This window comes from Thiocystis minor (assembly GCF_016653465.1).
In the GTDB taxonomy this organism is placed as follows: domain Bacteria; phylum Pseudomonadota; class Gammaproteobacteria; order Chromatiales; family Chromatiaceae; genus Chromatium; species Chromatium minus.
On sequence record NZ_NHSQ01000061.1, the window covers coordinates 13,974 to 35,292 of the forward strand.

The following is a 21,319-nucleotide window of genomic DNA, read 5'->3' on the forward strand; positions in this document are numbered from 1 at the left end:
GCCCAATTTGGCGCGGCGGAAAAGAGAGATTCGGAGCGCGATCATGAATCCCATCGAAACCCTTCGGCTCGACTGTCCCTGGTGCGCCGCGCCGATCGACATCGACGTCGACCTCAGCCCCGGCAATCAAAGCTACGTGGAAGATTGTCAGGTCTGTTGCGCGCCCATCGTCGTGACTGTTCGACTCGGCGAAGATCCCGACGCGGAACTCCTGGTCACGCTCGCGCGGGAAGGTGACTGAATGCACACCACTCAACCACCGCTGGTGCTAGCCTCGACCTCTCCCTATCGCCGCGCGCTGCTCGCGCGGTTGGGCCTGACCTTTCGCACCGCCTCACCGGATGTGGATGAGCGGCGCCGACCGGACGAGCCGCCTCAGGTGCTGGTTCTGCGCTTGGCCGAGGCCAAGGCGCGCGCGGTCGCCCCGGCGCATCCGGATGCGTTCATCATCGGCTCGGATCAGGTCGCCTGTCTCGACGACGCTGTCCTTGGAAAGCCGCTCGGCCGCGACGCGGCGATCGCGCAACTTGAGCGCGCTTCGGGACGGAGCGTGCTTTTTCAAACCGGTCTCTGTCTGCTGGATGCCCGCAGTGGTCAGGCGCAAACGCTGGTCGAACCCTTCCGGGTGCATTTCCGCCCTCTCGGGCGGCAGCGGATCGAGGGCTATCTGGACCGCGAACAGCCCTACGACTGCGCGGGCAGTTTCAAATCGGAGGGGCTTGGGATCGCCTTGTTCGAGCGACTGGAAGGCGAGGATCCCAACGCGCTGATCGGACTGCCGATGATTCGCCTGATCCACTTGCTGGAGTCCGTCGGAATCTTCCCACTGGGCGCATGATTTGACGCGGCTGATTGGGGATTCACATTGCCAAACGTGGCATTGTGAACGATACTTCATGCTGCTTATGAGGGGCCCGATAGCGGGTCTTGACACCTCAAGAGGAGCCGCGAACATGCGTCCTGAATCCATTCATGCCCGTTATGCCTGGGTATTCCCCATCTCGCTTCTGGTCCTGATCGTCCTGAACGGCTGCGCCGGCTCTGGCGGCGGCGAACGCGACAATAGCGGGCGAGACACCGTTCAGATTCAGCGCGATCCGGGCGACTCGTCAACCTTCCCGGTTCCGCCGGAGATTCAGGACAACGTGGATTTCTGGCGCCACGTCTACGGCATCTGGAGCCGGGGCGAGGTCGCGATCCACGATGACGAACACCTGGGCGTGATCTACGAGGTCAGCAGGATCCCCGGACCGATCCAGGCCGGCTACAGCGCCTCCCAAAAAGCCTGGCTGGATTCGCGCACCGGCTATCACGCCAGTCGGCTCAAGATGCTGGAGGAGCGGGTGCGGACCGGCCAGACTTTGACTCCAAGCGATAAGGAATTACTCGCCAAGTACGAGAAGGACGGCGGCGTCGCCGCGCTCTACGGGGCATCGGATCGGCTGCGTGCCCAGCGCGGTCTGCGCGAGCGTTTTCGGCGGAGCGTCGAGATCAGCGGCCGTTACGAACCCGCCTTTCGCGAGATCATGAAAAGCCACGGCCTGCCCGAGGATCTGGCCTATATTCCGCATGTGGAATCGTCCTATCAAACCAATGCCAAATCCAGCGCGGGCGCTTGCGGCGTGTGGCAGTTCATGCCCGCCACCGGGCGCAGCTTCATGACCGTCAACGATCGCGTCGACGAGCGCTACGACCCCATCCTGGCCGCTGACGGCGCCGCACGTTATCTGTCGCAGGCGCATCGCAGACTGGGTAGCTGGCCCCTCGCCATCACTTCCTACAATCACGGCCAGGGCGGTATGGCGAAGGCCAGGTCGCAACACGGCAACGATATCGGTCGCATTGTCGAAAACTATGACGGCAAGGCATTCGGCTTTGCCTCGCGGAACTACTATGCCGAGTTCATCGCTGCCCGCGAAGTGGCCAGTAACGCCAAACGTTACTTCCCCGAAGGCGTCAACTATGAAGCGCCTTGGGCCTATGACCGTCTGGTTCTGCATCACAGCATGCCAGCCGAGCATGTGGCGCAGCACTATGGGGCGTCCGCCAGCCGCCTTGCGGATCTGAACCTGCATTGGCGTGGCGCGGTCCGCGATGGAAGCGCCTTCCTGCCCGCCGGCAGCACCGTCTGGCTACCGCAAGGCTCCATGAAGCGCGTTGCAAGCCAGCCTCCGCCGATCTCGGCTCCGATCCTGCTGGCGCGTGAGCCCAAGGCGGCGCCGAGGCAGGAAAAATTCCAACCCACCGTTGCGATGGCCAAAACATCTCCATCCAAAACGAAACCGACGCCCGCGACACGAACGGCGTCAAACACAAAGAAGCCCGCGCCAGAGCCACGGATCGCGGCCAACAAGGCGAAACCGAAGCCTGAGACACGGACAACCAACGAGGTCCGTTATCATGTCGTGAAACCGCAGGAAACGCTCTATCGGGTGGCGCTGCTGAACGGCCTGTCTGTCGCCGAACTGCGTCGCCTCAACAAAATGAGTTCGAACGACAACAACATTCAAGCAGGGCAGAAGCTGAAAGTCGGCATTTGAACCACGCCCACCCGACCGGCGTTAGAAACGCCTCCCTGACAAGCCTCGATTGATCGTCCGTCAGTAGATAAAGGGGCGCCTGGCGCCCCTTTATCCCGACGATCCGAATGGTGACCGGGATGGTCAGGCATCAAGATTATCGAGCGCTTTCTGGAAGCGGTTTGCATGGGAACGTTCCGCTTTCGCGAGTGTCTCGAACCAATCGGCAACTTCGTCGAAACCCTCTTCACGCGCCGTTTTGGCCATCCCTGGATACATATCGGTATATTCGTGGGTCTCTCCGGCGATCGCCGCTTTCAGGTTCGCGCCAGTGGGACCGATCGGTAAGCCGGTTGCAGGATCGCCGACGGCTTCGAGATATTCCAGATGACCATGTGCATGACCGGTTTCGCCCTCCGCCGTGGAACGGAAGACGGCAGCCACATCGTTATAGCCTTCAACATCCGCCTTCGCTGCAAAATAGAGATAACGCCGATTCGCCTGCGACTCCCCCGCGAACGCTTCTTTGAGGCTGTTCTCAGTTTTGCTGCCTTTGAGTTCCATGTTTGATTTCCTCGTGATGGACGACATTTAGGTGGCGTTGCGATGGGTACAATAGGGGTCGGCGTCGGATGAAAGAAATTGTTTGTTCCAATGACGCCGATAGACTTACTTTATAAAGCATCGAGCAACAGACTGTCCCTATCGCACCCTGGCGAATTGAACTGGAAGCACACATGTCGGAAACCAAGCCATCGCAATTGTCGCCTACTCGGGAAGCAGGCGTGCTCCAGGCTTTTCATGCCGACAAGGCTCCTCCCGCGCCTTCGCGATTGTTGCAACTGACCGACCTCCATCTATTCGCGGAACCCACGGGGCGTCTGCTTGGAATCACGACCCGGTCAAGCTTCCAGGCCGTGATGGCACTGGCGCTTTCAGGAGGGCAGGCGGCGCATGCCCTGATCCTGACTGGCGATCTCGTCCACGATGAATCCCCTGCCGGTTACCGTTATCTGCGCCAAGCTCTCGACGAAACCGGATTACCCTATTACTGCATTGCGGGAAACCATGATCGTCGGGATCTCATGAAAAAATATCTCGGCAGCGCGGCGGTGGATCCCCTTGGCATCCGGCGACTCAATTCCTGGAATCTCATCTTTCTGGATTCACTGGACCCCGGTCGCAACAGCGGGCATCTGGGTCGGGAACAACTGGACCGTCTTATCGATCTGCTATCGGACAACAAGGCACCAACACTGCTCTTTCTCCATCATCACCCGATGCCTATTCAGAGTGCCTGGATGGATACCATGGGCGCTGAAAACGGTGCCGACTTGCTCGGGATCTGCGAGCGCAACCCCCAGGTCAAGGCGGTGGTTTTCGGTCACATTCATCAGGCGTTTTCAGATTTTCGAGGCGGTTGCCGGATTCTTGGAACCCCCTCTACCTGCATTCAGTTTCTGCCGGGGAGCATTGATTTCGCAGCCGATAATCGTTCACCCGGTTATCGGGAACTGACGATCTATCCGGATGGCCGCCTCGCGACCCATGTCGAGCGACTTGCTGGATTACACGAGTTACCCCTTGCGCACGCCAAGGGGTATTGAACCGCTTTCGCACATGGAGAGTAGTGCGGATGCCGATCCCGATACAACCGCACACGAAAACCAGACGGCGTCATCGCCGAATCGTTTAATCGATCACGAACCCTGCGCGCGGATGATAATCAAGAGGCTCGCAGGCGACACCTGTCACCCTGGCTGTTGCGGGACCGGTACGCAGCCAGTCACGCAACTGCGCAACCACCGCGGCATCTCCACAGAGAAGCACTTCCACTCGCCCATCCGCAAGATTCTGGGCATATCCAGTCACCCCAAGTCGCATCGCCTGCTCGCGGGTCGCGGCTCGAAAGAACACTCCCTGCACTTGACCGCCAATGAGACAGCGGTAGCAAACTCTGTGTTCCGGCTGAAAATCGTCCATACTCTGTTTCCTCTGGGTCGCGGCTCGCAAGCGCTCAGATTAAAGTGAATCCCGAAGATGCGCGCAATCGACCAATCCTTATTGCGCGGGAGCGGCTTGACGTTCGCGCTTGTATTGCTGGAAAGTGGTGTTCTTATATTGATCTTCGACCACATAATTTCCGAGCCACATGAACTCGCTTGAGTTACGGGTTGCGCCGATGAATTTGGTCATCAGATTCCCCTCTACATCGAAAAACGCGAATACTGGCGTTGCCCTGACCCGATAAGACTTGAGCGCAAAGTCTTTTTGGCTCATTGCCGCGCCGGAAAAGTCGGTGATTTCAACATCCCCTTCGATATCGACGGGAAAGATTTTGAAATATTTCTTGAAATATTCACGCACCCCGGGCTCATTGAGAACTGTCGCTTTCATGCGCTGGCAAAAGGGGCACTCGTCCATTTCAAACATGAGCAGGACGCCCTTCTTACCCTCGGCTTTGGCCGTCTTGGCTTCCTCGGAGAAGTCGCCGAAGGTCGCGTCGAAAAAAGACTGATCAGGATCACCGGCCGCCGCCGTCGAGACACTGCTGACCAAGAGCAGGAGAAAGCACAAATTTCGCCAGAATAGGGAGCGATTCGATAATCGATGGCCAGAATCGGATAATGCAATCATCATGGTTCCACCTTCAATAGACTCAAGACGTGATCAGACAGAATTATGAGTTACATACTGGTCTTGTACTACAGCCGCCATGGTGCCACAGCGGAAATGGCGAGACAGATTGCCCGCGGCATCGAGTCCGGCGGCATGGAGGCGCGCCTGCGCACCCTGCCCGCGGTTTCAACAGTGTGCGAGGCCGCCGAGGACAACATCCCAACCAGCGGAGCACCCTATGCGGAGCACGAGGATCTGCGTCACTGCGCCGGACTCGCGCTCGGGAGTCCAACCCGATTTGGGAATATGGCTGCACCCGTCAAATATTTCCTGGATGGAACCAGCAGTCTCTGGTTGGCTGGCGCCCTTGCCGGCAAGCCCGCCGGCGTTTTCACCTCCACATCCAGTCTGCATGGTGGACAGGAGACCACACTGCTCAGCATGATGTTGCCTCTTCTACATCACGGCATGCTGTTATTGGGGCTGCCCTACAGCGAAACGGATCTTTTACATACCCGTAGTGGCGGGACACCCTATGGACCGTCGCATCTGGCCGGTCCCGAGAACAATCTCCCCATCACCGACGAGGAGCGGCGACTCTGTCGCGCGCTGGGGAAACGATTGGCCGAAACGGCGGTCAGGTTAGCCTAACCCTACGTGAACCTTCGCGTGCAGCATGAAACCCTGAACATGAATTGGCATCGTTAGGCATCTCCAAGCGGGTCGCATGGTCTTGAACGCCACCCTTCAGCAACTCCATCTCCCGCTCGAATGGGTCAGGGAACCGACCCTGAGCGAATATCTATCGGGACCCAATGCGGAAGCCGTCGCCCTCGTTTCGGCCATGGCGGCAGGCGTTGGCGAGCCCTTCCTGTTCCTGTTCGGCAACACCGGTACTGGCAAGACCCACCTGTTGCAAGCCGCCTGCATTGCAGCGACCGAGCAAGGTCGGCAGACACACTTTGTTCCATTGGGAGCCGCAGGCCTGGAACCGATCCTCTTCGAGGATCTGGAGCGACTCGATCTGGTAGCGATCGACGATGTGCAAACCATCGCTGGCGACGCGGTTTGGGAGCACGCCCTCTTCGATCTGTTCAACCGGATGCGAGAAAAAGGCCGCCACCTTCTCGCCGCGGCCAAATCGGCTCCGGACGCACTCCCATTGGGACTTCCCGATCTGCGTTCGCGTCTCCAATGGGGGCCTCGGTATTGCTTGACACCTCTCACGGATGCGGACTGCGAACAACTGTTGATCGAATCGGCCCATCGCCGCGGCATGGATCTGAACGACCAACAGGTGCGTTACATCATGAATTACCACGCCCGCGATCCAGCGTCTCTACTAACGCTGGTTGCACAAATCGATAGCCTGAGCCTTTGCGAACAACGCCAACCGACGATTCCGCTCATCCGACGCGCCATGCGGGGAGACGTCAAAACCGAGCCGACTCTGTCGCCGCCTGGCTCAAGCGCGGCTGATGCCAGAGACGAATAATGTCATCATGGCGCGGCTTAATCTTCCTTCAATCCACTGCGTATCGCCTTACGGCCCCAGATCCAGACATACTGCAAGCCACTGACCGCGACCGTGAGAAAACAGGCCCAGATCAGTGGCGGCAACAAACCCACCGGTAGGGGATAGGGACCCGCATCCATGATAATCGCCACCAACAGCAGGATTTGTAACAGCGTATTGAGCTTACTGATTGGAAGCGGCGCGGCCTCAACCTCCTCGACCCGATAATTGTAGAGGACAGCGCCTCCGACGATCACCAAGTCCCGGAAGACCACCGCCAAGACCAACCAGATTGGAATTAAGCCAAGGGCGCCCAAAACCAGAAAACAGCACACCAGCAGAGTCTTGTCCGCGAGTGGATCCAGGATGCCTCCAAGCCGACTCTGCCAACCATAGTGCTTGGCCAGAAAGCCATCAAGACCGTCCGAGGCGCCAGCGGCGGCGAACAAGACCAATGCCCAACCGAATTCATCCACGAGCAGCAGATAAACCACGGGGATCACGGCGATCAGCCGCAGGACGCTAATGATGTTGGGCAGATCTTTGAGCTTCACGAACAGAACCTTGACGCTATGCAATGACTGGTTTCCAAGATCCTAGCCAGGCATCCGCCAGCTGTCCAAGCATCTCGGTATACAATCGTCCTATCAACCTATCCCTGGAGCCACCATGTCGCAGGACTTTCGCCAAACTTCACTCAGCTATCGTGACGCTGGCGTCGATATTGACGCCGGCGCCCGTCTTGTGGAGCGCATCAAGCCGCTCGCCGCCGCAACCGCTCGCCCGGGAGTCATCGCCGGACTCGGCGGCTTCGGCGCACTCTTCGAACTGCCACTGGCGGAGTATCGCCAACCCATCCTCGTCTCGGGTACCGATGGCGTTGGCACCAAGCTCAAGTTGGCGATCGAGCTTGGGCGACACGATAGCATCGGCATCGATCTGGTCGCCATGTGCGCAAACGACATCCTGGTCAGCGGTGCCGAACCGCTGTTCTTTCTCGACTATTACGCCACCGGTCGGCTTGACGTGGAGGTCGCCGCCTCGGTCATCGCCGGCATTGCCCGCGGCTGCGAGCTGGCAGGCTGCGCTCTGACCGGCGGCGAAACCGCTGAAATGCCCGGGCTCTACAGTGACGGCGACTATGACTTGGCGGGATTCTGTGTCGGTATCGCCGAGAAAGCGGAGCTGATTTTACCCGAGCGGGTCGCTCCACGCGATGTCCTGCTCGGGATCCGCTCATCGGGTCCCCACTCGAACGGTTACTCGCTGATCCGCAAGGTGATCGAGGTCAGTGGAGCGGATTCGGCCGGAACGCTCGCGCAACGGCTTTCCCAAGATCTCGATGGGGCTTCGCTGGGTGACCGGTTGCTGGCGCCGACGCGGATTTATGTTCGCTCGGTGCTTCCTCTCACACGCGCACTGCCGGTCCATGCGCTCGCGCACATCACCGGTGGCGGGCTGACCGAAAACCTGCCGCGAGTATTGCCCCACGGTACCCGCGCGCATGTGGATCTGGACACTTGGCGCCCGTCGCCCATTTTTGACTGGATCCAAAACGAGGGTGGCATCTCCAACGCCGAAATGCTCCGTACCTTCAACTGTGGCGTCGGGATGATCGTCTGCGTCGCACCCAATGATGTTCAAATAGCGCTTGAACGGCTCCAGACCGCCGGCGAAGAGGCATGGGTGCTAGGCCATATTGAAAGCAGCGAAGGCGAGCCCGAGGTCATCTACCGTGGCGGGAGCATGAATGCCTGAAGACAAGCGGCTCAAGATCGTCGCGCTCATCTCGGGCGGCGGCAGCAACCTGCAAGCCCTGATCGACGCCCAGAGACAGGGTCTGCCGATTCGCATCGTCGCTGTCGTCAGCAATCGGGCGGACGCCCCAGGACTCGAACGTGCTCGGCGCCACGGGATTCCATCGGAGATTCTGGGGCACGGCGACTACTCCAATCGCCATGCCTATGACGAGGATCTCAAGCGTCTGATCGATCGTTACGATCCTGGACTCGTCATCCTGGCGGGCTTTATGCGAATTTTAACCCCCGAATTCGTCACCCACTACCACGGGAGGATGCTCAATATCCATCCGTCTCTGCTGCCGAAATTTCGTGGCTTGCACACCCACCAGAGGGTGTTGGACGCAGGCGAGACACGGCATGGCGCGAGCGTCCATTTCGTCACCGCCGAACTCGACGGGGGGCCTGTCATCCTTCAGGCAGAAGTACCCGTGCTACCCCAGGACGACAGCGCGACCCTCGCGGCGCGCGTCCTCGAACAGGAACACCTCATTTATCCTGCCGTCGTGCGCTGGTTTGCGGAAGGGCGCCTGGAATTCGGCGAGGACGGACGCCCCTGGCTGGATGGCAAGCCAATGGAGAAACCATGCCTCATTTAAAGAACATTGATCGAAAAAGTTTGCGTCGTCAGCTGCCCTTCGGTGTCGAACACCTTCAGCGTTACGTTGTATAACCCTTTTAGGCCAGAGTAGGCGGGATCATTGCTGTCAAAATAATAATTTGACAAATCATGATTGACACCAATGATCGTTTTACGAAAACCGAGAAGGCCTATCCCTTTAGGCCCGCTCACTTTCATAACGATTTGTTTGAGCCCCTTCTCATCCCGCGCCATTCCGGAAAAAAATTTTTTTCCGCCCAAGCGGACATTTAATGCCAATGCAGGGGTTGGACAGAATGTCGGAGGGGCATTCTCGTCGACCGAATGCCGACGCACCGGCCTGTAATTTTTTAATGACGACCAGCTCCACTCTCTATAACGCGCCGTTCGAGGCGTCTGTTCCATCGCGAGAATCCCGGATGCCGTTCTTGCCTTGAACAAGACAATGTGAACGCCGCTTCGATTGAGCGCATCGCCAATACGTAGATCGACGTTTTGCCCCGTTCCCTGATTGCCAAGGCAAGTGACATAGTCGCCATCAGTCGTTGCGTCCCCCTCGAAATCGACGGTGAAATACCGCATGGGCAACTTCCAGGCGATACTCACGAATCCGGAGCAGTCGTTTCCCAATTCCGTTTGTCCACCAGCAGTGGTTGCAACTGCGTCAAGAAATTCCGTTTTATTCTCCGGGGGATAGTCATCGCTCTCCTCGAATCCCGAACTGTACGCCTCTCCTGAATAATAGACGCCTTTCCAAAAAGTATAATAGATCGCGTCATATCCAAAGTTCTGGATTGTTTTATTCGGGGTCCATTTGAAGTCAATCATGGCTGCCGCTTCATCATGGATTTGCGATCTCGTGATCACTCCCCATTCATCGCCCTCCCAAGTCAGCGCAACGGTCGTATAAATAACGCACGCGACACTGACGACAACGGACTGCGTCGAGAATTTTTTTTGAATATTCATGCAGACCATCCTTACATGAGTTGGCATATGGCGACATATCCACGATCCACCACTCCAAGTGTAATTTGTTTGAATGAGATTTTTTATCCGTGTAATTACTCAGCCCGGACGCAATCGCGACCGATGATCGCCGCGTGACAATCCAAGCTTTTTATTGCAATTCGACGGACTGGGCGTAAGCCTAATACCAACGAACGTTGGCTAAAGATGATCGCGTACCAGACGGACATAGGCGGAATCGCGCCGCGTGCCATAGTCGACGGCACCGTGGCCGAAGTGCAGGGTCCAGGCGCTACCCGGGTAATAGCTCGATGGCGTTGAGGACCAGAAACGGTCCGGCGGGGTATTCGGAAAATTGACAGCGTCGATATCAAGACCATAACAGCGACGCTGAAGCAAGGACGATAACTCAGTTTGATCCGGCAGGCGCCAATCGGAGTAACCCGCAAAGACGGCGTCGCGGCCCTGCCGAACGGCCCACTTCCATTTAAACGGCAAAGCATCGCCAACGACGCAACCGACCCCGCTCAACCCCTCGGTACACTGCTTCCACATCAAGCCAGTCGTACGGTCGATCACCGTGCCATCCCGGTTGGCGACAAAACGGCTATCCGGCCGCATGACCGGAAGATCGTCGAGACAGGTCTGAGCGAAACAGCTCGGAACAACCGCCGACATGCTAATAAGCAACGGCAATGCCAGGAGCAAGCGGGCCTGTTTAAACCGCGTCCAGCATGACATGGGTTGTTTCGTGCGATCCCCGGCTTCGCGATCACCAGCACCGAGCGGTGAAACGCGGTTGAAAGATGGAATGGCTACTTCTTCCCGGTCGTCGCTTCCGGCGCCGCCGCAGTCGAACCGGATATGCCGGCGACGTTCGTTAGCATTTTCTGGAACAGATCCCAGGAAGCCATGGTCCCCGCCATATAGGGCTGGAACAACTTGATGGGATCGTAGCCCTCGGCTCCGGACATCATGCGTTCGCGGATATCATCCATCATCTGGCGCTGGAACGCCTCCACATCCGGCAAGCCAAACAATTTACGAACCTCGTCCGGGGTAATATCGAAATCGACGGTCACCTTCATAGCGCTCTCCCGAGGGGCACGGCAACAGGCCGCGGCTGTGTTCAACGACTCTTTTCGACTCTCTGGCCGTGCCTCAATGACGGCTGGCGCGCGCAACCGGTTCGGCTGGCGTCGGTTCCTCGATCGTCATGGCGCGACGAACCCGCCGGCCAATCAGGGTACAAGCCCGCTCGAAGGCGCGCGATGCCTCGCGCGCGGTCCAGTCCCACTCGGAGGGATGCGACGTGGACGGGCATTGCCAGTGACCCGTGGTCAGCAGCGACCCGATTCGAATTTCCAGGGTCCAGTCATGCCAGAGGGTTTCAGGTTGATCCTCCTCGACGAATTCCTGCTCGGCAAGACGAATATAGTTTCCGGCGTGATCGTCCATGGCGACCAGATTGGATAACAGCAGGGTATCGTCGATACAACTGGTCCAACCCGTATGGACCGCAGTGGCCGTGCCCATGAGCGAATGGATGAGTAAGGCCGGGGTGATGGTCAGCGACAGGGGCGTGTCCCAATCCGGTTCCGTGGCATCGTCGGTTTCTGGTGTCATAATCGCTTTCGAACCCAAGCCGCTGGGCCATTTCAATCATACATTTCACATGGTCTAAGTCTACGACCGGCGACCCGGACGCGGCAATCCCACGTGCGGTGTCCGGCCAGGATGGTTCTCGTCACGTCAACCTGGAGTCAGCAGTATGTCAGTGATCCTCGATCTCGCCATCTTCCCCACCGATCAAGGGATCAGCGTCAGCGATTCGAGTTCTCCTCCCGGCCCGATCCCGGTATGGTGTCGATATTGCCACGTAATGGAAATCCAATCATGAAGGTCGCAATCTTTTCGGATGTGCAGGCCAACCTTCCCGCCATGGAGACGGCGGTGGAGCGGATCCTCGCCTGGAATCCGGACCTGGTGGTGATGGCCGGCGATCTGGTCAACCGCGGCCCCACCAGCCTGGGCTGCCTGGAGTTGTTCGACCAACTGCGCCGGGAGCGCGGCTGGCTCCCGGTCCAGGGCAATCACGAGACCTGGATCCTGCGTTGCGCCCGCGAGGCGCCTAAAACCGAGTTGGAGGAACAGATGCGGCGCTTCGCCGACTGGACCTATCGCCAACTTCAACCGAGAATCGCGGCGATGGAAGATTGGCCGGACCATCTGTGTTTCCACGGCGGCCGCGACGACACCTGGGTCCACGTGACCCATGGCACCATGGCCAGCAACCGTCAGGGCATCTCGCTCAATGTCCCGGACGAGGATCTGCGGGGTGCCCTGCCCCCGGATATCGCGCTGTTCGTCACCGCCCACACGCACCGCCCGCTCGAGCGCGTGCTCGACGGCACGCCCATCCTGAACGTCGGTTCGGTCGGCTCACCCTTCGATGGCGACCCGCGTGGCAGCTATGCCCTGCTGGAACTGCGCGCCGGCCGCTGGCGCTGGGAGATCGTCCGCTTCGAGTATGATCGCGCGCGGGCCGAACGGGACTTCCGGAATTCCGGATTCATCGACGAAGGTGGACCGCTGGCCCGCATCCTGTTCGAGGAATGGCGCCGGGCCAGCCTCCTGATGCCGCGCTGGCGCCGGGACTACGAACCGGCCGTGCTGACCGGCGAACGCCTGCTGGAACCCGCCGTCGCGGAATTCCTCGCGGCACTGGACTGACGAGCACTGGCCACTCGTGCAGCTGTGCGAAAGTCCCAAGACCGTCTCAGGTCGTTGTCGTTGTCGTAATCGAACATTCGCCATATCGAAACCACGATCACGACAACGATCACGACAACGACAACGACAACGAGGATGTCCCGGTCTCGGAACCTGGGCAGCGAAGAACTAACCACTAACCACTGACCACTCGAATGACCGACTCCGATTCACTCTCGCGTTTTCTGTTCGAGCACACCGGCATTCGCGGCAACCTGGTGCATCTGGACGCCAGTTGGCGCGCGGTGCTGGCGACCCACGCCTACCCGAACAGCGTGCGCGGTCCGCTCGGCGAGTCGCTGGCCGCGGTCGCGCTGCTCGCCGCCACCATCAAGTTCGACGGATCGCTCATCCTGCAAGCTCAGGGTACTGGACCCATGCGAACCCTGGTTGCCCAGGCGACCCATGAACGCACGGTACGCGGACTCGCCACCTGGGTGGACGACGTGCCCGCGACGGGCGAACTGACCGACCTGTTCGGCCCGGGGCGTCTCGTGTTGACTATCAAACGTCGTCAGGGCGAACCCTATCAGGGCATCGTCCCCCTCGAAGGATGCAATCTGTCGGCGGCCATCGAACGCTATTTCAGCGATTCCGAACAACTTCCGACCCGCTTGTGGCTCGCGGCGACCGACCGGCGCGCCGCCGGCCTGCTGCTCCAGCGGCTCCCGAGCGACAGCCTGGGCAACGAGGACTGGGAACGCATCTGCCTGCTCGCGGATACCTTGACGCCGGCGGAACTGATCGATCTCCCTGGCGGCCAACTGCTCTACCGACTCTTCCATCAAGAGCCGGTGCGCCTGTTCGAACCGGATCCCCTCGCCTTCCGTTGCGGCTGTTCGCGGGCGCGCATCGAGGAGGTGATCCGGTTACTGGGCGAGGTCGAAGTCAACGAGATCCTCGCCGAACAGGGCGCGATCCAGGTCAACTGCGAATTCTGCAATCGCGAGTATCGCCTGGACAGGGTGGACGCCCGCCAACTCTTCGCCGAGCATACCCATCACACGCCACCCGTCGCGTGGCAATAGCGTTCTCCTTGAATTTGCGCGCTCCCGCTCAGGAATCCGTTTCATTCGACTTGGCCAACCTGACCCGGAACCAAAGCGAATAGAGCGCCGGTAGGAAGAGCAGCGTGATGCCGGTTCCGACGATGATCCCGCCAATCAGTACATAGGCGAGCGGCCCCCAAAAGGTATCGGTGGTCAGCGGCGTGAAGGCGAAGACGGCGGCGGCGGCGGTCAGAATCACCGGTCGCGCCCGTCGGACCGTCGCTTCCACCACGGCCGCGGATGACTCCATGCCCTGCCCCAGATTGTCCTCGATCTGCTTGGCCAGGATCAGGGTGTTGCGCATCAGGATACCGGCCAGACCGATCAACCCCAGCAGGGCGACGAATCCGAAGGGCTTGTCCGCGATCAGCAGGGCCAGGGTCGCGCCAATAACGCCCAGCGGGGCGGTGGCGACCACCATGACGGTGCCGGAAAAGCTGCGCATCTGCAGCATGATGACCGTCAGCATCAGCACCAGCATGATCGGCTGTACCCGCTGGATGGAGGCATCGGCCTTGCCGGACTGCTCCACCGCGCCGCCGATGTCGATGCGGTAGCCGTCCGGCAGTTGTGCCCGCAGCGCTTCGAGCTGGTTCCAGATCGCCAGGGTCACGTCCGGCGGCTGGGCGCCCGCGACCTCGGCATGCACGGCGATGAAGGGATCGCGGTTGTAACGCTTGAGCACCGGATCCTCGAACTCGATGGAGAGCGTACCCGCCTGGGCCAGTGGGACATTGCGCCCGTTCTGGGTCTTGAGGTTGATGTCCGCCAGGGCGCCGGGGCGAACTGCCTCGCCCGCCCGACCGCGCAGCACGAGTTGAACATTGCGCACATCCTCGCGAATCTCGGTCGCGACCAGACCCGACAGCTCATCGTTCAATTGCTGGGCGAGTTCGCGGGGCGTCAGGCCGATCAGACGCAGACGGTCCGGATCGAGCGCGAGCCGCGCCACCGGCACCCGCTCGCCCCAGTCCAGATGGGCATCCAGCGCGTTGGGATGGGCGGCGACCCGGTCGCGCACCTGGTCGGCGATCCGCCGCAGGGTCACTGGATCCGGCCCCACCACCCGGAAGCTCACCGGCCAGATGACCGGCGGACCATAGAGCAGTTTGTGGACCCGCACCCGCGCCTCGGGAAACTCGCCCGCGTCCACCTGGGCCTGGAGTCGGGCGATGAGCGTATCGCGCGTGGCCGGACTCTCGGCCACCGCGATCAGCTTGGCGAAGGCCGGATTGGACAGCTCGGGATTGAGCGCGAGGAAAAAGCGCGGCGCACCGGCGCCCAGATAGCTGGAGAGCGAGCGCACGCCGGGCGCATTCTTGAGGGTCGCCTCGACGCGCTCGGCCACCGCCGTCGTGGCACGGATTCCGCTGCCCTCCGGCAGATAGATGTCGACCAGCACTTCGGGGCGGTCCGAACTCGGAAAAAATTGTTTCTGCACCGGGCCAACCAGCCCGGCGATGGAGAGCGCCAGCAGACCGAAAGTCGCCGCCACCACCAGCCGTTTATGGCGCACGCAGCCGCGAATCAGCGCGCGCAGCCGCCGGTAGAGGCGCGAATCGTAGAGCGCCTCGGGGGCGACGTCGGTCGATTTGGGCGGGGATAGCAGAACCGTGCCCAGATAGGGCGTGAAGGTGACGGCCACCAGCCAGGAGACCAGCAGCGCGAAGGCCAGCACCCAGAAGATATTGCCGGCATATTCGCCCACGCCGGAGCGCGCGAAACCGATAGGGACGAAGCCGACGACCGTCACCAGCGTACCGCTCAACATGGGCGCGGCGGTGACTGTCCAGGCATGGGCGGCGGCGCGCCGTCGATCCCAGCCCTCCTCCATCTTCACCAGCATCATCTCGATGGCGATGATGGCGTCGTCCACCAGCAGACCCAGCGCGATAATCAGCGCACCGAGCGTGACCCGGTCCAGATTGACGCCACGAATCAACATCAGCAGGAAGGTCAGGCCCAGGGTCAGCGGAATGGCGATGCCAACGATCAGCCCGGCGCGCCAGCCCAGTGCCACGAAGCTCACCAGCATCACCACGCCGACGGCAACCAGAAATTTGAGCTGAAACAGCTCCACGGCGTGCGAGATGGCGTCGGCCTGATTGGTGATCGGCGAGAACCGCATCCCCAGCGGCAAATCGGTCTCCAGGCTGGCCGTGAACTCGGCCAGGCGCGCGCCCAGATCCAGGCCGTTTTCGCCGCGCCGCATGACCACGCCAAGCAGCACCGACTCCTCGCCGCCGGCGCGGATCAGATAACCGGGCGGATCCTCGTAGCCGCGCTTGACCTCGGCGATCTCGCCGAGTCGAATCAGCCGCTCGCCCGCGCGGATCGGCACCGCCCGGATGGCGTCCAGATCGTCGAGTTCGCTGTCCAGACGCAGATAGAGACGCGGCCCCTGAGTCTCGACCAGACCGGCTGGCAGCAGCCGGTTCTGCGCATCCAGCGCCTCCCGCACCGCGTCCGCGGTCAGACCCAGATTGGCCAGGCGGGCCGGATCGAATTCGACGAAGATCCGTTGCGGGCGCTCGCCGAGCACCCGGACCTTCTGTACCCCTTCGATGCGGGCGAGCCGATCGCGGATGCGTTCGGCCTCGCGCACCAGCAGACGGGGCGGCAGATCCGGCGCGGACAGGGCATAGAGCGCGAAATAGACATCGGAGAATTCGTCGTTGACAAATGGACCTTGAACGCCGACCGGCAGCTTTGGCGTCTCGTCCAGCATGCGCTTGCGCACCTGGTAGAACAATTCAAGTACGAGCGGAGACGGGGTGTAATCCTGGAACTCCACCAGCATGTCCACCCGTCCCGGACGCGCGGTGGTCTCGACCCGATAAAAATAGTCCACCTCGGAGATGCGCTTCTCCAGCGGATCGGCGACCAGGTCCTGCATCTGCCGCGCGCTCGCCCCCGGCCAGACCGCCGACACGACCATGACCCGCATGGTAAAGGCCGGATCTTCCGCCCGTCCCAGTTGCAGAAAGGCCAGGAGACCGGCGGCAGCCGTCAGCAGGATGAAAAACAGCGTCACGGAGCGCTCGCGCACGGCGAGCGCCGAGAGGTTGAAGCGGGATTCGGCGGGACGCGGACGCTCGCTCATGGCTGACGCACCCGAACCGCCTGCCCCGCCTGCAGCCGATTCACGCCCAGCGCCACCACGGGCGTGCCCGGTGCCAAAGCGGTCTGGATCCTTGCATATTCGCCGTCAAGACCGAGCAGAGTGACCGGTTCGGGTTGGACATGACCATCCGCCAGACGCCACACCAGCGGTCCCTCGGCGCGTTCCAGCACGGCCCCCAGGGGCACGCGCAACGCCGGCGGCTCGGAAGCGGGACCAGACTCGAAATGCAGGGTCACGGTCGTCCCCAACGCCAGATCGGAGGGCGTCTCGCTCAACCGATAACGCGCGCGCCAGGTGCGGGCGACCGGATCGGCGGTCCCGGCGATCTCCCGCAGGGTTGCCGTCAGTGCCGGCCCGATTCCAAACGGCTCCGCGATGGCCTGGCTCGGCAAGCGGTCGCGCCGATCCTCGGGGACATGGACTTCCACCTCGCGCGGGCCGTCTTCCGCCAGCATGGCGAGCGTCTGACCGGCGGTCACCACCTGCCCGACCTGACCGTTGGCCTCCAGAACGACACCAGCCGTCGGGGCCGTCAATGAAGCATAGCCGATCGCGTTCAGCGCCTGTTCGAGGGTTGCCTGGGCGGCTCTCAGACGCTCGCTGGCCGCGCGCGAGGCGGTGGCCGCGCGCTCGAAATCCTGCTGACTGGCGAGTCGTTTTTGCAGCAGATCGGCCAGGCGGTCGCGTTCGCGCTCCGCGTTCTCGTTCTCGGCGCGGGCGCTCGCTTCGGCCGCCTCGGCCGCGATCCGCTGTTGCACGACATCGCGGGGATCGAGCCGGAAGAGTAACTGTCCCGCCGCGACCTGGTCGCCCGCATCGATGCGGCGCTCCAGGATTTCCCCGCCGATCCGAAAGGACAGCGGGATCTCATGGCGAGCCTGCACGGCGCCGGTCAGGCTCCAGGTCGCGACGGAGGACACTTCGAGGGGAACCGTCAGCACCCAGGGCGGCAACGCTTCCGGCATTTCCTCGGCGCCCGGCTGGCAGGCGGACAGCAACAACAGGGTCGGACTGACCAGCGACAGGAACATCGGCAGGGCGAAAGGCCGCACGGGTTTGGTCTCCTTAAGGATCGACGAACCCATGCATTATTACTGTACGGAATCGTTTAGTAAATGCTAATCTTGCGCCAATTCGACGTCTACCGTACAACCAACATCAACCCGACAATCCGCTGACCGCAGACCATGAGCAACCCGAACCCCACCGGCATGACCGCCGCATCCGACCCGCCGCGGCGCGCCCGCGGCCGGCCGCCCGACGAGACCAAGCACGCGGCCATCCTCGCCGCGGCGCGCGCACTGTTCTTTTCCGGGGGGCTTCAGAGTCTGAGCATCGAGGCGGTCGCGCGCGCCGCGCATGTCTCCAAGGTCACCGTCTACGCGCATTTCACCGATCTGCCGGGACTGATCCGCAAGGTCATCCTGGCCCAGCGCACCGACATGACCGCCGCCCTGGAAGGCTTGCCCAAAACGCCCGGCGGACTGCGTCAGGCGTTGATCGAGTTCGGTCTTTGTCTGATGGACTTTTTGACCGGCGACGAGTTTCTCACCCTGCAACGCATGCTGGCGACCCAGGCCGGCCAGCAACCCTGGCTCGGGCCGCTGATCTATCGGGAAGGCGCCGAGGCCACCTGCGCGAAATTGGCGCGGCTGCTGGAGGCGTCGGTGGAGCGCGGCGATCTGCGCCCCCATGACAGTCTTCAGGCGGCGGAACAGCTTTTGGGCATGTGGCAGGGCATTCAGACGACCGGGCTGTTGATCGGCGGCTGTCCGCCGCCGACCCCCGAGGTTCTGCGCCGGCGCATAGAGTGCGGCGTCGACCTCATCCTGTCGGCGCATGCGCCGGCGTCTCCAGCGGAAGATAGTGCGTCCAGGGATTCTTGATCCTTCCCGTCACGAAGGAGCGCGACGGATCGACCAGCGCACGGTCGACGAGCGCGGTGCGTCCGAGGAGCATGCGAAACAACATGGTCTCGCGGTTGGCGAGGGTCAGCTCGATCGGCCACGCGCGCCCGGACAGCGCCAAGCGGGTCAGAATCACGTAACGCTCCTCGCGATGCCCGCCGGAATCGGAGACATGCCGCCGGTCGAAAACGGGCGCCTCGCCATGCACGACGACATCGGCGCGATGCTGCAAGGGATGCACGCCGAACCGGACATGGAGCTTGCCGCGACGCTGGAAGGTGTCGACATAAAAGGCGTGCAGGGTGGAGGTACGGGCGCCGGTGTCGACCTTCGCCTTGATTGGCCCCAGCCCCAGATCCGGCAGGGACAGCCATTCGCGCCAGCCCAGCATCAAGGGTTCCGATTCGTTCTCGGGATGCGTCATACCGCTGCTCACGCCGGCTCCGTCGGGACAAAAAAGACCGGCGCTCGCGCGGCAATCATTCGACGCCACGACACCGGCTGCCTACAATTGACGTCAGTGTAACATTCTTGAACCGAACGACTTTTGGAGCATCCAATGCGCGGTCTGATCTTTGCGTTGCCGTTGACTCTTTCGATTCTGGCCCAGCCGCTCGCCGCCGAGGTCGGCATCGCCAAGATTCTTGCCCCCTGGGAGGCCAATGGCCAATTATTCCAGGTTGCCGTGGACCGGCTCCAGTTCATCGGCACCTTCGAGGGCATCATGTACATCGAGAGTGGCGACGGTTTGCTCGATGCCGCGCTCTTCACCTGCCCATCCACCCAGATTATCCACATTCTCAGCAACGAGTTGCAGGGCCACGGCTACTGCACGATCGAGAGTCCCACGGGCGATTATGTCTATGCCGAGTTCAACTGCAATGGTCAGCCGGGCTCCTGTAAAGGCACATTCACGCTGACCGGCGGCACCGGCAAGCTAACGGGGATTACCGGCGAAAGCGCGATGATCGTGCGCACCGCGCTAAGCGGCACGAGTATCGATCAGGCGAGTGGTGGCACCGTGTCCGCTGCCAAGGGGCTGGCGATCTGGCCAGAGATGCGCTTCGAGGTGCCGGGCGGAAACCCCAGGTTCGGCATGCTGGGAACCGGTCCAGGCAACGCCGACAAGACCGACGAAACACAGCAGCCGGATGAATCCAGCCCGTCCAACGACTTGGGCGAATCCGCCAATCCCGTCGATCCTTGATCCTTACGCTGCGCCAGTGGTAATGCGGTTCAGGCGTTTTTCAGGATCGCTCTGCTTCGGGCTGGAACGCCAGCGAGACCGAATTGATGCAGTAACGCAGCCCGGTCGGACGCGGACCGTCCGGGAAGACGTGACCAAGATGCGCGCCGCAACCCTGACAAACGACCTCAATGCGGCGCATCCCGTGACTGGCGTCCACCTGCTCCGCGACCGCATCGGGATCGGCGGGCTGCCAGAAACTCGGCCAGCCGGTACCCGAATCGAATTTCTCTTCCGAGTTGAACAGCGGTTCGCCACAACAACTGCAACGGTAGATGCCCCGCTCCTTGAAGGCGTGATATTGGCCGGTAAAGGCGGGTTCGGTGCCTTTCTCGCGGCAGACGTGGTATTGCTGTCCGGTGAGTTCCGCCCGCCATTCGGCCTCTGTTTTTTCGATTTTCCCGCGCATGTCGCTTCTCTCTTGAATCCAATCCGACAAAATTCAGCGTCGTCTTGAGCCGCGTCGGTCGCGGCCCCTATACTGCGCGATCGCTTCCATCGCTTCTTAATGGGGACTGGTTCCGCCGATGTCCAGCCACGGGCGAAAGCTGAACACGCCGCGGAAGCGATTTTTTTTCGAGGACCAAACGGATGTTTTTGCGTAACCGGCACCGTCTGTGGATTCGTATCGTCTTTGTGTTGGGCGCCATCTCGCTCTTCATTTTCGGGTATCAATGGGGCAATCGTTATCAACAGCAACCATCGGAAACGCTCGCCATCGACGGCGTACTGGTGCGACCGCCCGTCACCCTGCCTGACTTTCAACTGAAGGATCCATTCGGACGCGCGTTCGACCGCAAGACCCTGGAGAGCGGCTGGAGCCTGCTCGCCTTCGGCGACCTCTCGCGTGCCTCCGGCCAACTCGCCGTGCAGCGTCTGATCGATGTCCGCAATCGCGTCGCCGATCAGGCGGCGCTCGGACAGGCGCTGCGGCTGGTCCTGATCGCGACCGCCGAGACTCCAACGCTGGCGCGCGACTTCGCCGGTCTTGCAACCTCGCTCTTCATCCTTGGCGGAGAGTCCTCGCGGATCGCACCGCTCCGCGATGCCTTGAGTTCGCTGGACGACGAAACACCGACGATCTATGTCATCGGCCCTGGCGCCCGGCTGCTGGCCCTGTTCCCGGACACGGAGACGGGCGCCGCCATGGCCGAGGATCTCAAAGCGCTCTTTTACGCGCACGAACCGCAGTGATCTA

25 protein-coding genes are annotated in these 21,319 nt (G+C 61.3%); 13 read left to right on the forward strand and 12 right to left on the reverse strand.

Annotated elements, in window-relative coordinates:
• The first annotated feature begins 43 nt into the window (after positions 1-43).
• The 3 genes from CCR95_RS06895 to CCR95_RS06905 all read left to right on the forward strand — a co-directional run bounded on the left by CCR95_RS06895 (position 44) and on the right by CCR95_RS06905 (position 2,540).
• A complete protein-coding gene (locus CCR95_RS06895) occupies positions 44-241 on the forward strand; it encodes a CPXCG motif-containing cysteine-rich protein (RefSeq protein WP_201093016.1) in 198 nt (65 codons plus the stop codon).
• Positions 242-838: a Maf family protein gene (locus tag CCR95_RS06900; protein WP_201093018.1), complete on the forward strand. Its 597-nt coding sequence runs from the start codon at positions 242-244 to the stop codon at positions 836-838. It abuts the gene before it with no gap.
• 115 nt (positions 839-953) lie between these two features.
• Positions 954-2,540, forward strand: coding sequence for a lytic transglycosylase domain-containing protein (locus tag CCR95_RS06905; protein WP_201093020.1), 1,587 nt, complete (start codon positions 954-956; stop codon positions 2,538-2,540).
• Positions 2,541-2,663: 123 nt separating this feature from the next.
• On the opposite strand, the gene CCR95_RS06910 is transcribed toward CCR95_RS06905, so the two are convergent.
• Positions 2,664-3,083, reverse strand: coding sequence for a rubrerythrin family protein (locus CCR95_RS06910; protein ID WP_201093022.1), 420 nt, complete (start codon positions 3,081-3,083; stop codon positions 2,664-2,666).
• A 173-nt stretch (positions 3,084-3,256) separates the two neighbouring features.
• Between CCR95_RS06910 and CCR95_RS06915 the strand changes: the two genes are divergently transcribed.
• Positions 3,257-4,126 (forward strand): metallophosphoesterase, encoded by an 870-nt coding sequence (locus CCR95_RS06915; protein ID WP_201093024.1) that lies wholly within the window; start codon positions 3,257-3,259, stop codon positions 4,124-4,126.
• 85 nt (positions 4,127-4,211) lie between these two features.
• Here CCR95_RS06915 and CCR95_RS06920 read toward each other — a convergent pair whose 3' ends face one another.
• Positions 4,212-4,502: an acylphosphatase gene (locus tag CCR95_RS06920; RefSeq protein WP_201093026.1), complete on the reverse strand. Its 291-nt coding sequence runs from the start codon at positions 4,500-4,502 to the stop codon at positions 4,212-4,214.
• Between the two features lie 78 nt (positions 4,503-4,580).
• A complete protein-coding gene (locus CCR95_RS06925; protein ID WP_201093077.1) occupies positions 4,581-5,156 on the reverse strand; it encodes a thioredoxin family protein in 576 nt (191 codons plus the stop codon).
• A 45-nt stretch (positions 5,157-5,201) separates the two neighbouring features.
• On the opposite strand from CCR95_RS06925, the gene wrbA reads away from it, so the two are divergent.
• A complete protein-coding gene (gene wrbA / locus CCR95_RS06930; protein ID WP_201093028.1) occupies positions 5,202-5,789 on the forward strand; it encodes an NAD(P)H:quinone oxidoreductase in 588 nt (195 codons plus the stop codon).
• Positions 5,790-5,865: 76 nt separating this feature from the next.
• Positions 5,866-6,633: a DnaA regulatory inactivator Hda gene (gene hda / locus CCR95_RS06935; RefSeq protein ID WP_201093030.1), complete on the forward strand. Its 768-nt coding sequence runs from the start codon at positions 5,866-5,868 to the stop codon at positions 6,631-6,633.
• Positions 6,634-6,650: 17 nt separating this feature from the next.
• Here hda and CCR95_RS06940 read toward each other — a convergent pair whose 3' ends face one another.
• Positions 6,651-7,208: a CDP-alcohol phosphatidyltransferase family protein gene (locus tag CCR95_RS06940; RefSeq protein WP_201093079.1), complete on the reverse strand. Its 558-nt coding sequence runs from the start codon at positions 7,206-7,208 to the stop codon at positions 6,651-6,653.
• 115 nt (positions 7,209-7,323) lie between these two features.
• Between CCR95_RS06940 and purM the strand changes: the two genes are divergently transcribed.
• Together purM and purN are read left to right on the forward strand one after the other, a co-directional pair.
• Entirely contained in the window at positions 7,324-8,412 is a 1,089-nt protein-coding gene (gene purM, locus CCR95_RS06945; RefSeq protein WP_201093032.1) for a phosphoribosylformylglycinamidine cyclo-ligase, read from the forward strand.
• The gene (purN, locus tag CCR95_RS06950) at positions 8,405-9,052 is read left to right on the forward strand and encodes a phosphoribosylglycinamide formyltransferase (RefSeq protein ID WP_201093034.1); all 648 of its coding nucleotides are present in this window, start codon (positions 8,405-8,407) and stop codon (positions 9,050-9,052) included. Before purM ends, purN begins: the two co-directional genes overlap by 8 nt.
• Here purN and CCR95_RS06955 read toward each other — a convergent pair.
• The 4 genes from CCR95_RS06955 to CCR95_RS06970 all read right to left on the reverse strand — a co-directional run bounded on the left by CCR95_RS06955 (position 9,049) and on the right by CCR95_RS06970 (position 11,649).
• Positions 9,049-10,023 (reverse strand): hypothetical protein, encoded by a 975-nt coding sequence (locus CCR95_RS06955; RefSeq protein ID WP_201093036.1) that lies wholly within the window; start codon positions 10,021-10,023, stop codon positions 9,049-9,051. The two genes, purN and CCR95_RS06955, sit on opposite strands and share 4 nt — an antisense overlap.
• A 201-nt stretch (positions 10,024-10,224) precedes the next feature.
• Entirely contained in the window at positions 10,225-10,764 is a 540-nt protein-coding gene (locus tag CCR95_RS06960) for an Lcl C-terminal domain-containing protein (RefSeq protein ID WP_201093038.1), read from the reverse strand.
• 74 nt (positions 10,765-10,838) lie between these two features.
• Positions 10,839-11,111: a DUF6489 family protein gene (locus CCR95_RS06965; protein ID WP_201093040.1), complete on the reverse strand. Its 273-nt coding sequence runs from the start codon at positions 11,109-11,111 to the stop codon at positions 10,839-10,841.
• A gap of 73 nt (positions 11,112-11,184) precedes the next feature.
• Complete coding sequence (locus CCR95_RS06970) at positions 11,185-11,649, reverse strand: hypothetical protein (RefSeq protein WP_201093042.1); 465 nt, start codon at positions 11,647-11,649, stop codon at positions 11,185-11,187.
• A 270-nt stretch (positions 11,650-11,919) separates the two neighbouring features.
• Between CCR95_RS06970 and CCR95_RS06975 the strand changes: the two genes are divergently transcribed.
• Both CCR95_RS06975 and hslO read left to right on the forward strand, forming a co-directional pair.
• Positions 11,920-12,756 (forward strand): metallophosphoesterase family protein, encoded by an 837-nt coding sequence (locus tag CCR95_RS06975; protein ID WP_201093044.1) that lies wholly within the window; start codon positions 11,920-11,922, stop codon positions 12,754-12,756.
• Positions 12,757-12,950: 194 nt separating this feature from the next.
• A complete protein-coding gene (gene hslO, locus CCR95_RS06980; RefSeq protein WP_201093046.1) occupies positions 12,951-13,823 on the forward strand; it encodes an Hsp33 family molecular chaperone HslO in 873 nt (290 codons plus the stop codon).
• 28 nt (positions 13,824-13,851) lie between these two features.
• On the opposite strand, the gene CCR95_RS06985 is transcribed toward hslO, so the two are convergent.
• Positions 13,852-16,947 (reverse strand): efflux RND transporter permease subunit, encoded by a 3,096-nt coding sequence (locus CCR95_RS06985; protein WP_201093048.1) that lies wholly within the window; start codon positions 16,945-16,947, stop codon positions 13,852-13,854.
• Positions 16,944-18,020, reverse strand: a complete 1,077-nt coding sequence (locus tag CCR95_RS06990) for an efflux RND transporter periplasmic adaptor subunit (RefSeq protein WP_201093050.1) — start codon at positions 18,018-18,020, stop codon at positions 16,944-16,946. Before CCR95_RS06990 ends, CCR95_RS06985 begins: the two co-directional genes overlap by 4 nt.
• Positions 18,021-18,155: 135 nt before the next feature.
• Between CCR95_RS06990 and CCR95_RS06995 the strand changes: the two genes are divergently transcribed.
• Positions 18,156-18,854, forward strand: a complete 699-nt coding sequence (locus CCR95_RS06995) for a TetR/AcrR family transcriptional regulator (protein ID WP_201093052.1) — start codon at positions 18,156-18,158, stop codon at positions 18,852-18,854.
• Here the strand turns inward: CCR95_RS06995 and CCR95_RS07000 are convergent.
• Positions 18,793-19,299 carry an ATP-dependent zinc protease family protein gene (locus CCR95_RS07000; protein ID WP_201093081.1) on the reverse strand — a complete coding sequence of 169 codons (507 nt, stop codon included), beginning with the start codon at positions 19,297-19,299 and terminating at the stop codon, positions 18,793-18,795. The genes CCR95_RS06995 and CCR95_RS07000 overlap by 62 nt on opposite strands.
• A 135-nt stretch (positions 19,300-19,434) precedes the next feature.
• On the opposite strand from CCR95_RS07000, the gene CCR95_RS07005 reads away from it, so the two are divergent.
• Positions 19,435-20,082, forward strand: coding sequence for a hypothetical protein (locus tag CCR95_RS07005; RefSeq protein ID WP_201093054.1), 648 nt, complete (start codon positions 19,435-19,437; stop codon positions 20,080-20,082).
• Between the two features lie 40 nt (positions 20,083-20,122).
• Here CCR95_RS07005 and msrB read toward each other — a convergent pair whose 3' ends face one another.
• Positions 20,123-20,530, reverse strand: coding sequence for a peptide-methionine (R)-S-oxide reductase MsrB (msrB, locus tag CCR95_RS07010; protein WP_201093056.1), 408 nt, complete (start codon positions 20,528-20,530; stop codon positions 20,123-20,125).
• 182 nt (positions 20,531-20,712) lie between these two features.
• Between msrB and CCR95_RS07015 the strand changes: the two genes are divergently transcribed.
• Entirely contained in the window at positions 20,713-21,315 is a 603-nt protein-coding gene (locus CCR95_RS07015; protein WP_201093058.1) for a hypothetical protein, read from the forward strand.
• Positions 21,316-21,319 lie beyond the last annotated feature (4 nt).